We start from the raw sequence: 11,770 nt of genomic DNA on the forward strand, positions 1-11,770 counted from the left end.
TCAGCGTCAAGATGTAATGCCGGTTGTTTCCTGTTCGGCCAGGTCGCGCAGGGTGAGGAGCTGTTTCCGCATCATCACCACGTCGCCCACGGCCATCACCCAGCCCAGGGGTCGTGGACCACCGAAGCGCACCCGCACGTGCAGTCGGGTGCCCGCGGCCTCGGGGTGCACGGCATAGGAGACCGCGACCTTCCCGGACTGCAACGTCACGTGCTCGTCTTCGGTGAATGAGCGCAGCGTGAAAATCTGCATGAAGCGTTGGCCGGTTCGGAGCTGGGCCAGTTCGGCGTTCCGCGTGCGCGGACTGCGCCGGCCGAAGTTGTCGATGAGGTCGTAGCTGTACGGCGCGACGCGCAACTGGCAGAGCCAGCCGAACACGGTCGACGGCGGCGCGTCGATGCTGATCGCCCGGTCGGCGGAGAGTGCGGTGGCCGGGGTCAGGGCGTCGCACGGAAGAGTGGCGTTGCGCTCTTGGACCGTGGCGCCCCAATTCAGGATCACGCCAGTACGTCCGGGCGCGGGCATAGTTGTCCCGCAATGCGTTTGAGTATATGGCGGACCGCCACCGCGTGGCCGCCCGAGCCGATCACCAGGGCGCGGTAGATCTTGCCGTGGATGCCCGGAAAGGCTGCCCAGGTTTGCGAGCGCACCCGCGTGCGATGTGGGCCGAGATCATCCAGCTCGAAGACCCATTCGTAGATCGAGAAGGGGTGGCGGCCTTTGAGGACCAGGCGTTGGCGCGGCCTGCACTCACCGATGGCGAATCCGAATGGGGCGCGCGGTTCGGCGGGGTCACCGCACATCGTTCGAAGGACGGCCGCCCATGTCGTAGCGGCGTCGGCGTCGACGGTTATGGCATGCTCGTCGATATAGGGTAAACGTTCCATATAGAAGGACTGTACTAGATCATGGCGCCTCCGCGGAAGCATGAAACCGACGCAATCTTGGATGCCACGCGGGCGTTGGTGCTCGCCGAAGGGCCAAGGGCTGCAAGCGTTGCGGCGATTGCCAAGGTCAGCGGGGCCCCGGCGGGCACGCTGTATCACCGGTTCGGCAATCGCAATGGGGTGTTGACCGCGGCCTGGCTGCGGGCGCTGGAGCGGTTTCAGTCCCGCGCGATGGCGGCCACCGCGGACGACGCGGTGGAGGCGGCAGTCGCGATGGGCGTCGCTGCGGTGGACTTCGCCCGGGAGGTCCCCGAAGATGCCCGCTTACTGCTGACCATCCGGCCCCGTGACCTGCTCGACGGCGCCCCCGATGCGGAGTTCACCGCCACGCTGGCGGCGATGAACATGCCACTGGGGGAGCGGTTGCGTGATCTGGCGCGCGGCATCTACGGCAACGACGATGCGCGCACGATGGATGCGATGGCACGCGCCGTCGTCGACCTGCCCTATGCGATGGTGCGCCGCCACGCCAACGATGCCGAGTTGCCGGTGTGGATGGAGGAGGACCTGGCCGAGGCGATCCGGAAGTTGCTGGTTCGGTGAATTGTGTTCGTCTTCGCCGGTGATCTCCTGTACGAGCCACTGTGACGAATGTGTGTTTTCTTGAGGGGATTTCGGGCATTTCGTCGCGACAGGCTGCACACTCGTCACGCCGGCAACGTAGGAAACTGGGTATCGTCTGGGCCATGGATGACAAGGCCGACGCTTCAAGGGTTGTCGCAGCAAGTCGCGAGATCGCCGCACCGGCAGAGGCGATTTTCGAGCTGATCGCCGACCCGTCCCAACAGCCTCGCTGGGATGGCAATGACAATTTGGCGGTGGCGCCTTCCGGGCAGCGGGTCCGCGCGGCCGGCGACGTATTCGCCATGACGATCAGCCAGGGCGGCGACCGCGAGAACCACGTCGTGGAGTTCGAAGAGGGCCGGCGTATCGCGTGGCAGCCGTCGGAAGTCGGCAAAGAGCCGCCCGGCCATCTCTGGCGCTGGGAGCTGGAACCGTTGGGCGACAACCGAACCCTGGTCACCCACACCTACGACTGGACGCAGCTCAACGATGAGAAGCGGCTGGTGCGCGCACGTGCGACGACCGCGGACAAGCTGCAGGGATCGATCGAGCGACTGGCGGCGATCGCCGAGTAGTTATTCGTCACACCTTTCTCAATGATCACGGCGCGGCGACCGGGTGTCGTTGCGCCCGCCTATGAGCGACAATCGAGCGACAATCGCCACCTGCATCACGGTGGCACCTTCCGTCACGAACGTGATCATTACTCGCGTCACGCGGATCCCATTCCACCTCGCCTGCCACAGATTTCGGCTTGCCCGCCTATCAGCGACAGTGTCGCTCGTAGTCGGGCGCTGGACGGGTGAGGCTGTCGTGGTTCCAGAGGAACGAGTGCCAGGTGAGGTTGCCGCATTCGTGGACGGTGTTGCGTGAGCGGCTCAAGAGGCGATTGTCGCTCGATTGTCGCGCGTAGGCGGGCAGATCGAGGGGGCGGTTCGGCGCCGTGACGCCTGGGGCACTCGTGACTCGCGGCGGGGGCCGGGCGAGTGGGGATAGGCGGGCGGGACCCGCGCTCCGCAGTGTCAGCGCCCCGCGGCGAACTCCCGCAAGGACTCCACCTGCGCTGCATCCAATGACGGCCGCACGGTCTCGCGAGCCTTGGCGACATCGGCCGCGGTGACATCGGCGGCATCGATGGACCGGCGCATCGCCGTCAAGGCCGCCTCCCGCAGCAGCGCCGCGCAATCGGCCGCGCTGTAGCCGTCCAACTCGGACGCCAGGGCGTCGAGGTCGACATCGGGGGCCAGTGGAATGGATTTGCCTGCGGTGCGCAGGATTTCGCGGCGCGCATCGGCATCCGGCGGCTCGACGAACACCAGTTTCTCCAACCGTCCCGGCCGCAGCAGCGCGGGGTCGATGAGGTCGGGGCGGTTCGTCGCACCCAGCACGACGACGTCGTTCATCGGTTCGATGCCGTCGAGTTCGGTCAGCAGGGCGGCCACCACGCGGTCGGTCACCCCGGAATCGAAGCTCTGCCCGCGCCGGGGCGCCAGCGCGTCGATCTCGTCGAGGAACACCAGTGACGGCGCCGAGTCACGCGCCCGGGCGAACAGTTCGCGCACCGCCTTCTCGGATGAACCGACCCACTTGTCCATCAGCTCAGCACCTTTGACGGCGTGCACCGAGAGCTTCCCGGAACTCGCCAGGGCCCGCACCACGAAGGTCTTGCCACAGCCGGGCGGGCCGTACAGCAGCACACCACGCGGTGGCTGCACGCCGAGCCGCTGGAACGTGTCAGGGTGCTGCAGCGGCCACAACACCGCCTCGGTGAGGGCCTGTTTGGTCTCGACCATGTCGCCGACGTCGTCGAGCGTCACCGAGCCGACCGACACCTCTTCGGTCGCGGACCTCGACAGCGGGCGGATCACGGTCAGCGCCCCGGCCAGGTCCTCCTGCCACAGGACCGGTTCGTTGCCGTCGGCGCTGGCCCGCGATGCGGCCCGCAGCGCGCCCTCACGGACCAGGGCGGCCAGATCCGCAACCACGAAACCTGGTGTGCGGTCCGCGATCTGACCCAGATCCAACTCGGCGGCCGGAACGCCGCGCAGCAGCACCTCCAGCAGCGCCTTGCGGGTGGCGGCATCGGGCAGGGTCAGGGCGAGCTCACGGTCACACAGATCGGGCGCCCGCAGTCGGGGGTCCACCCCGACCGGAACGGCCGACGTCGCGATGAACGCCACGCCGCGGGTTCCCACGGCCTCACGTAGTTCGGCGATGATCAGGGCCGCGACCGGTTCGGGGCCCCGGTCTGTGGAGGCCGGCAGCAGGGCGTCGATGTCGGAGATCAGCAGCACCCCACCACCGTCGCGCACCGTGGCGACCGCGTCGGATATCCGGCGCAACCGGTCGTCGGCGGCCAGTGCCCCCACCTGCGGCCCGTCGAGTTCCACCAACCGCCGCTCGGCGCATACCGTCCGCACCATCGTTGCCTTGCCGACGCCGGCGGGACCGGTTACCAGAACACCGAGATTCGGTGTGGCGCCCAGGGTTTCGAGAAGTTGAGGTTCATCGAGCGACAGCTTGAGCCATTCGGTGAGCTTGCCGGCCTGGGTATGGGAGCCCTTGAGGTCATCGAAGCTGACCGCCGGCTCGGCGCGCGCGGGGCTGATCGTGTGCGCCCCGGTGGAATCCGATGTGCTCGGCTCGAGGCCCGATCCCCACGACACCACCGAATTCGGTTGAATGCTCACGGGTCCGGACGGATCGACCCCCGTTACCGTCAGCAGCTCCGAGGTCCAGGTGATGCCCACCGACGACGCCAGCGCCGCAGTGGCCGCCGAAGTCGACGTGCCCGGCCCGAGATCGCGGGGCAGCAGCGACACCGTGTCGCCGACCGTCATCACCTTGCCCAGCAGCGCCTGGCGCAGCGTCGCCGACGAAATCGAGTCGGTCGCCAGCCTCGACCCGCTCACCGTGACGGCCCTCGCGCCGTACACCGTCACCGGCGCCACGATCACCGTGGCGGTTTCGCGCACCCCGGCGTTGGACAACGTGACGTCGTCGAGCAGGGCGGTTCCGGTCGGGGTACCGCCGGGGGCGATGCCGACGACTGCGGCGGTGGTGCGGGACCCGGTCAGCGAGATCGCGTCCCACTCGCGGATTCCCAGGGCGGCGATCGCCTCCGGATGCAGCCGGACCACCCCGCGACGCGAGTCGAGTGCCGAGGTGTTCAGCCGTGCCGTCAGACGCAGATGCCCGAGCGCGTGATCCTCATCGACCTCGAGCTGCGACATGTCAGCGGCCCGGCTTCCGCAGTCCCAGGCGGGCCATCGACCGGCGGTGCGGCTGTGCCCGGCGAATCGCGCGCCGCGTCGCACGGCGCTGTTGCGGCTTGTCGTCCCATGATTCGGGGTGGCTGGCCACCCACTTCTTGGTGCGTACCGCGAACGGGATGTGGATCACGTAGGCCACGATGATCACCATGATCACGATGTAGCCGTAGAAGACGGACGCCGCCACGCCGATCGCGACCAGGGCGAGCAAGGGCGCCACCATGTTCGGCGGCACCGCGAACGTGTGGATCTTGCGCATCGGGATCCGGCTGACCACCAGCAGCGAGACGCCGATCATCCAGATCGACACGGCCCACTCGCTGGTCCACCAACCGTCGCCGAACTGCATCTTGGCCGCCAGCGGTCCGATCGCGCCGAGCGCACCCGCCGGGGCGGGCATCCCGACGAAGTACTCCTTCTCGTACGCAGGCTGATCCACGTCGAGCAATGCGTTGAACCGGGCCAGCCGCAACACGATGCACACCGCGTAGAGCAGCACCACGATCCACCCGACCCGCGAGTGTGACAGCAGGGTGCCGTAGACGATGAGGGCCGGGGCGACACCGAAATTCACCGCGTCGGCCAGGGAGTCGATCTCCTCGCCCATCTTGGAGGTGGCATTGAGCATCCGCGCGACCCGGCCGTCGAGCGCGTCGAGGATCGCTGCGACCGCCAGGAACGCCATCGACTCGGTGGGCCGGTTGTCGAGGGCCATCTTGATCGCCGACAAGCCCAGGCAGATGGCGGCCACCGTCATGGCACTGGGCAGCATCCGCACGCTGAACGGCGGCGGTTTCATGCGTCCCTTGATCAACGACGGGGGTCGCATGCGGGGTTTGATCATGGCAACTCCGCCAGGACGGTTTCTCCGGCCAGCGTCCGCTGGCCCCGGGTGACGAGCAGTTTCGAACCAGCAGGCAGGTAGGTGTCCAGCCGGGAGCCGAACCGGATCAACCCGTAGGTCTCGCCGATGTCGAGCTTGTCGCCGACGTGCGCGTCGCACACGATGCGCCGGGCGATGAGCCCGGCGATCTGCACGGCGATCACCTCGGCACCCTCAGGGGTGCGGATGACGACGCTGTTGCGTTCGTTGTCCTCGCTCGCGGCTTCGAGCTCGGCCGAATGGAAGCGCCCGGGGCGGTGCTGCACGGCCACCACGTCACCGCCGATCGGCGCCCGTTGCACATGTGCGTCGAGGACCGACAGGAAGATGCTGATCCGCGGCCGCGGGGTATCGGGCAGGCCGAGTTCCGACGGCGGCGCCGCTTCTTCGACCAGGCACACCAGCCCGTCGGCGGGGGCGACCACGACGCCGGGGCGGGTCGGCGGTACCCGGGGCGGGTGGCGGAAGAACGCCGCGTTCGCCCCGGCGGCCAGCAGGCCGGCCCGTCGCACCCAGCGGTGCTTGCGGCCCAGGGCCGCGACGGCGAGGCTGGCGCCGACAAACGGTAGGCCCGCCGAATGCATCGGCGGAACACTGGATCGCACCAGCGCCGCAAGGCGTTCTGGTCCGGACTGGAGGTCGGGGCGTCTGGCCATCGGGAGGATTCTACGTGCGGGCGGCGTCGGGATTGCTAGCTCAGGTCCCAGACGGGAACCGTCGACCCGGCCGTGAGTTCGGTGATGTCCTCGCCGATCTCCAACAGACAGTTCGCCGAGGCGAGCCAACGCAGATGATGCGAGGCCGGCGGACCGTAGCTGCTCACCGAATCTCCGGTCAGCACACCCCGCCGGAACTGCCGTTTTCCGCGCGGCGACGTCAGATCTTCGGTCAGCTGCGCGGTGCGTCGCGGCCGGTCGGGTTCGGCGAGGCCCATCGCGGCACGTAACGGTGAACGGACGAACACCTCGAAAGAAACCAGCGCGCTGACCGGGTTGCCGGGCAGCGTGATGATCGGCACTCCGTCGACGGTGCCCGCGCCCTGCGGCATGCCGGGCTGCATCGCCACCTTCACGAACTCCACCTGATCCGACAGTGAGTCCTTGACCACCTCGTACGCGCCCGCGCTCACCCCGCCGGTGGTGATGATCAGATCGGCATCGCCGGCGTGCGCGGTCAGTGCGGCGCGGAAGGCGTCGACGTCGTCGGCGGACATCGGGGCGATCGTCGCCTGGGCGCCGGCGTCGCGGACCGCCGCGGCCAGCATCACCGCATTCGACTCGTAGATCTGGCCCGGTTGCAGTTCGGTGCCCGGAGCCACGAGCTCGGTGCCGGTGGACATCACCATGACACGTTGCGGCGGCAGCACGGGCAAGGTGGCCAGTCCCAGCGCCGCGGCCAGTCCGAGAGCGGCCGGGGTGATCACCTGACCGGCGCGCAGCACCGCCGTCCCCGCGGTGACGTCCTCACCGGCACGGCGGATGTGCTGGCCACCCCGGGCGGCCGCGCGGATCGTCACCGTGTCCGTCGCCCCGTCGGTGGCCTCGACCGGGACCACCGCGGTGGCACCGGACGGCAGCGGAGCCCCGGTCATGATGCGGTGCGCGGTTCCCGGCTGCAGCGTCAGCGGGTCCGTGCGCCCGGCCGGGATGTCCTCGGCGACCGGCAACCGCACCGGGGTGTCCTCGGTGGCGCCCGCGACGTCATCGGCGACGACGGCGTAGCCGTCCATCGCGGAGTTGTCGAAGCCGGGCAGGGAGAGCGGGGCGACGACATCGGTGGCCAGCACCAGTCCGAGCGCGTCGTTCAGCGGAAGATCTTGCGGTGCGCGGGATTTGATCAGACCCGCGACCACCTTCTGGTGTTCTTCGACGGTCCGCATCATCACACCGGGAAGCTGACGCCGGTGAGCTCTTCGGACACCGCCCACAGCCGGCGCTGCAGCTCCTCGTCATGCGACTGCTTGCTGGAGGTCACGAGCTTCGGGTAGCCGCGGAGTTCCCGGAACCCGTCCGGTCCGTAGTACTGGCCGCCCCGCACGCCGGGATCGGTTGCGGCGCGCAAGGTGGCCAGGGCGCCCTTCAGCGCGCTGTTGACGAGGAGGGTGGTGATCTTGCTGACGCCCGGCAGCCCGGCGCCGGGGATGTGCCGCGTGAGTTCGGTGTCCGAGATCCCAGGATGAGCGGCCACGGCGATCGTCGGCTCGTTCTTGGCAGCCAGACGCCGCTGCAGCTCGTAGGTGAACAACAGGTTCGACAGCTTGGACTGCCCGTACGCGGCGACGCGGTTGTAGCTGCGTTCCCACTGCAGGTCGTCGAAGTGGATGCCGGCCTGGATGTCGTGGGCGATGCTGGCGACCGCGACGACGCGCGATCCGTCCACCGGGAGCAGGTGATCCAGCAGCAGTCCGGTCAAAGCGAACGCGCCGAGGTGGTTCGTGCCGAACTGCAGCTCGAAACCGTCGACGGTGGTCTGCTTCGGCGGGTACATCACGCCTGCGTTGTTGATCAGCAGGTCGATGCGCGGATAGGCGGCCTTGAGCTCGTCGGCAGCGGTCCGGACCGAATCCAGCGAGCCCACATCCAGCTGCTGCAGTTTGAGGTCGGCCTTCGGTACGGCGGCGGTGATCTGGTCGACGGCCTGACGGCCCTTGTCCAGGTTGCGTACCGCGATGACGACGTGCGCGCCTCTGGTGGCGAGCACACGGGCAGTCTCGTAGCCCAGACCGATGTTGGAGCCGGTGACGATCGCGACCCGGCCGGACTGATCGGGGACGTCGGCCTCGGTCCATTTGGAATTGGCGCTCATGAGTGTTGAACATACGGAATCTGGGTGCTGGACGGCACCCCGGCGCCATAGCAGTCTGGGAGCCATGCGGAACCTGCCGGCGGTCCAACCGTGCCGCAGATCCCGTTGTCCGCGTGGAACGAAACAGACTGGAAGACGGTGTTCGCCCGGTGAAATTGATCGATCCGGCCCAGCCGCCGAGCCGTAAGGCACCACTGGTGTGGGCGTTGAGCGCAGCTGTCCCGTGGGCGGTGCTGGCATTCGCGCAGTTGATCTGGTTCGCAATCGACTCTCGGATGCTGTGGTTGCACGGCGCGGCCGCGATCGTCACGGTCCTGGGTGCGGTGCTGTTCATCGCGGTGGTGCCGATGTGGCGTTACCGCGTGCACCGGTGGGACATCAACGTCGGGTCCGGGACGCCGGCGGTGTACACCCGCACCGGGTGGCTGGTGCAGGAGCGTCGTATCGCGCCGATCTCCCGGGTGCAGACCGTGGACACCTACCGGGGTCCGCTGGACCGGTTGTTCGGCCTGGCCAACGTGACGGTGACGACGGCATCCTCGGCGGGGGCCGTGCGGATCGTGGCGCTCGATGACGACGTCGCCGAGCGGGTGGTGGCGCAGCTGACCGACATCGCGGCGATCGGTGAACAGGACGCCACGTGACGCCGCCGGCTGAGCCGGCCATCGGGCCGCCGCCCGCCGAGCGGGCCACCGAGCCGACATGGCACCGGCTGAGCCCGCGTATGCTCCTGGTCCACCCGGTTCATGAAGTGCTGCAGCAGATTCCGCTGCTGATCGGTGCGGTGGTGCTGGGCTCGGCGACCGGCAACTCGGGGTGGACGATCGCGGCCATCGCCCTGACCATCGCCGTCGGTCTGGCGCGGTGGTTCACCACCAGCTACCGCATCGAACCGGACGAGGTGCAACTGCGCACGGGGCTGTTGCAACGCAAGGTGCTCTCGGTGCCGCGCAACCGGATCCGGTCGGTGTCCACCGATGCCCGGCTACTGCACCGGCTGCTCGGGCTGACTGTGTTGCGGATCAGCACCGGCCAGGAAGCCAAGGGCGACACCCAGTTCGCCCTGGACGCGGTCGAGGCGCAGCAGGTGCCGAGGCTGCGCGCGATCCTGCTGGCCGATGCCGTCCCGGTCGCCGATGCTCCGGCAGGCCGGGAGCTGGCCCGGTGGCAGCCGTCCTGGCTGCGCTACAGCCCGCTGAGCCTCACCGGCCTGGCGATGATCGCCGCCGCGACGGGGGTGATCTATCAAGCCGGAGTGGGTGTGGCACTGCGAAACTCGGCGATAGCCCAGTCCGGTATCGCGGTCGCAGAACGCCTGGGCGTCCTGATCAGCGTGGTGGTCGGCGTCGTGGTCGTACTGGTGGCCTCGGTGGTGCTCTCGGTGTTGCGGTCCTTGCTCACCTACGGGAATCTGGTGCTGCGCAGAGATTCCGACGTACTGCACCTGCAGCACGGCCTGCTGCGGCTGCGGGAACACACCTACGACATGCGGCGGATGCGCGGCGGCACATTGCGTGAGCCATTGCTGGTCCGTGCCTTCGGTGGTGCCCGCCTCGATGCGGTGATGACCGGCGTCGGTGGCGAGGGGGAGGCCTCGCTCCTGCTGCCACCGTGCCCTGCGGCCACCGCCAGATCAGTGCTGGCCGAGTTGGTCCACAACCCCGGCGTAGTGGAAGCACCGCTGGTTACCCACGGACCGGCGGCGATGCGCCGGCGCTGGACTCGTGCCCTCGTGCTGCCCGCCGTGGTCGGGTTGGGGATGCTCCTGGTCGGGGTGCCGGCGTGGGCCTGGGTGCTGTGGGTGTTGTTGGTCGGGTGTTCGGGGCTGGTGGCCGCGGACCGGTCGCGGTCCCTGGGCCACCTGGTGCGCGACGGCTGGTTGGTGGCTCGCGCCGGAAGTCTGGAACGCCGCCGCGATCACCTGGACACCGCGGGGATCATCGGATGGACGGTGCGGCAGACGTTCTTTCAGCGTCGCGCCGGGGTGGCCACCCTGATCGCCGCGACGGCGGCGGGGGAGAAGCACTACCAGGTGCTCGATGTGCCGGCCGAACAGGCATGGTCGGTGGCGGTGGCCGCCACGCCCTGGGTGGCCGACAACGGTTGGGTCGAGAGTTGATGCGGCCGGCACCGGCACGACAATTCGTGCCGGTGCCGGCCGCTTCGCCGCTAGCGCGACGGAACCCAGGCGAGGTCTTTGACGTCGGTCGTGACCCGATCGTCGTCCCGGTGGACCTTCCCCTCCTTCATCACGAAGCACGTCGCTTTCAGATCGGCGATGTTCTGCAGTGGATCCCCGTCGACGGCGACCAGGTCCGCATATGCGCCGGCCCGCAGGCAGCCGATCTTGCCGTCCTGACGCAGGACTTCGGCCGCCACGGTGGTGGCAGACTGAATCGCCTGCAATGGCGTCATGCCGTATTCGACCATCAAGTCGAACTCGTCGAGTTGTTCCCCGTGCGGGAACGACCCGATGTCGGTGCCGAACGCGATCTTCACACCGAGTTCGAGGCCTCGTTTGAACGCACCTTCGTGTCGCTTGACGAAGCGCTTCTCGAAATCGGTGTTCTGGCGCTTATAATACGTCTGCATCGTCGGTACCCAGTAGGTGCCGATCTGGAGCATCGCCTGCAGGTCTTCCTCAAGCAGCAGCGGACCGTGCTCGAGTGTGCGCACGCCGCCGTGAATGGCCGCCTGCGCACCGTGTCCGCCATAGGCGTGCGCGGCGACGTCGCGACGGAATCGCTTCGCCTCCTTGACGATTGCCCGAACATCCTCGATGTCGAACTGATGCAGCGGCTCCATCGTCTCTGGCTCGACATCTTTGCGAGTGCTCGTGCAGTAGATCTTGATCCAGTCGGCGCCGATCTTGATCTGGCGGCGAACCTCGCCGATGTAGGCGTCCCGTGAGTCGGCCATCGCCGCGACATCAGGCAGATTGAGCTCCGGATTGACCTTGTCGTCGATCCTCATGTCGCCGCCGGTGATGGAGATCGCGTCGGTGGCAACCCACATCCGCGGGCCGGGAACCGTGCCGGCGGCGATCGCGTCGCGTAGGGCCGTATCCCCGTGCCAGACCTGCTCGTTGTCGGTGTCGCGCTGGCTGGTGATGCCGATCTCCAGCGCGCGCGCCGCGGCCGCCACGCCTTCGATCATGCGGTACACCTGGGTCTTGAAAAGGATTGCAGGAGGCCATACCTGGTCCTCCGGCCGCAGCAGCATATGTGTGTGGCAGTCGATGAGACCGGGCAGCAGCGTGCGATCGCCGAGATCGACGACCACGGCACCGGGCGGGGGAG

General features: G+C 68.2%; 12 protein-coding genes. 4 read left to right on the forward strand and 8 right to left on the reverse strand.

The genetic code is table 11. From position 1 onward, the window contains the following. Positions 1 to 6: 6 nt before the first annotated feature. Positions 7 to 501: an SRPBCC family protein gene (locus tag ACZYZ7_RS10535; RefSeq protein WP_463740875.1), complete on the reverse strand. Its 495-nt coding sequence runs from the start codon at positions 499 to 501 to the stop codon at positions 7 to 9. Further along, the gene (locus ACZYZ7_RS10540; protein ID WP_463740876.1) at positions 498 to 887 is read right to left on the reverse strand and encodes a hypothetical protein; all 390 of its coding nucleotides are present in this window, start codon (positions 885 to 887) and stop codon (positions 498 to 500) included. The genes ACZYZ7_RS10535 and ACZYZ7_RS10540 overlap by 4 nt, the downstream gene beginning before the upstream one ends. A gap of 21 nt (positions 888 to 908) precedes the next feature. Here ACZYZ7_RS10540 and ACZYZ7_RS10545 point away from each other — a divergent pair, with 21 nt between their 5' ends. Both ACZYZ7_RS10545 and ACZYZ7_RS10550 read left to right on the forward strand, forming a co-directional pair. Then, complete coding sequence (locus ACZYZ7_RS10545; RefSeq protein WP_450072042.1) at positions 909 to 1,490, forward strand: TetR/AcrR family transcriptional regulator; 582 nt, start codon at positions 909 to 911, stop codon at positions 1,488 to 1,490. A gap of 143 nt (positions 1,491 to 1,633) precedes the next feature. Beyond that, positions 1,634 to 2,086 carry an SRPBCC family protein gene (locus tag ACZYZ7_RS10550; RefSeq protein ID WP_463740877.1) on the forward strand — a complete coding sequence of 151 codons (453 nt, stop codon included), beginning with the start codon at positions 1,634 to 1,636 and terminating at the stop codon, positions 2,084 to 2,086. A gap of 447 nt (positions 2,087 to 2,533) precedes the next feature. Here the strand turns inward: ACZYZ7_RS10550 and ACZYZ7_RS10555 are convergent, their stop codons facing one another. Genes ACZYZ7_RS10555 through ACZYZ7_RS10575 form a run of 5 tightly spaced genes read right to left on the reverse strand, consistent with a single transcriptional unit; the run spans position 2,534 to position 8,471 of the window. Beyond that, positions 2,534 to 4,744, reverse strand: coding sequence for an AAA family ATPase (locus tag ACZYZ7_RS10555; protein WP_463740878.1), 2,211 nt, complete (start codon positions 4,742 to 4,744; stop codon positions 2,534 to 2,536). A gap of 1 nt (position 4,745) precedes the next feature. Beyond that, positions 4,746 to 5,627: a CDP-diacylglycerol--serine O-phosphatidyltransferase gene (gene pssA / locus ACZYZ7_RS10560; protein WP_286175169.1), complete on the reverse strand. Its 882-nt coding sequence runs from the start codon at positions 5,625 to 5,627 to the stop codon at positions 4,746 to 4,748. Further along, positions 5,624 to 6,322 carry a phosphatidylserine decarboxylase gene (locus ACZYZ7_RS10565; RefSeq protein ID WP_463740879.1) on the reverse strand — a complete coding sequence of 233 codons (699 nt, stop codon included), beginning with the start codon at positions 6,320 to 6,322 and terminating at the stop codon, positions 5,624 to 5,626. Before ACZYZ7_RS10565 ends, pssA begins: the two co-directional genes overlap by 4 nt. A gap of 35 nt (positions 6,323 to 6,357) precedes the next feature. After that, complete coding sequence (gene moeA, locus ACZYZ7_RS10570; RefSeq protein ID WP_463740880.1) at positions 6,358 to 7,545, reverse strand: molybdopterin molybdotransferase MoeA; 1,188 nt, start codon at positions 7,543 to 7,545, stop codon at positions 6,358 to 6,360. Positions 7,546 to 7,547: 2 nt separating this feature from the next. After that, on the reverse strand, positions 7,548 to 8,471 hold the full coding sequence (locus tag ACZYZ7_RS10575) for an SDR family NAD(P)-dependent oxidoreductase (protein ID WP_463740881.1): 924 nt from the start codon (positions 8,469 to 8,471) through the stop codon (positions 7,548 to 7,550). 149 nt (positions 8,472 to 8,620) lie between these two features. Here ACZYZ7_RS10575 and ACZYZ7_RS10580 point away from each other — a divergent pair, with 149 nt between their 5' ends. Together ACZYZ7_RS10580 and ACZYZ7_RS10585 are read left to right on the forward strand one after the other, a co-directional pair. Further along, positions 8,621 to 9,115, forward strand: a complete 495-nt coding sequence (locus tag ACZYZ7_RS10580) for a PH domain-containing protein (protein WP_167857998.1) — start codon at positions 8,621 to 8,623, stop codon at positions 9,113 to 9,115. Between the two features lie 80 nt (positions 9,116 to 9,195). Then, entirely contained in the window at positions 9,196 to 10,590 is a 1,395-nt protein-coding gene (locus ACZYZ7_RS10585) for a PH domain-containing protein (RefSeq protein ID WP_463741065.1), read from the forward strand. 50 nt (positions 10,591 to 10,640) lie between these two features. On the opposite strand, the gene ACZYZ7_RS10590 is transcribed toward ACZYZ7_RS10585, so the two are convergent. Continuing rightward, positions 10,641 to 11,753 (reverse strand): metal-dependent hydrolase family protein, encoded by a 1,113-nt coding sequence (locus tag ACZYZ7_RS10590; protein WP_463740882.1) that lies wholly within the window; start codon positions 11,751 to 11,753, stop codon positions 10,641 to 10,643. Positions 11,754 to 11,770 lie beyond the last annotated feature (17 nt).

The organism is Mycobacterium sp. IDUB_17, assembly GCF_055419465.1.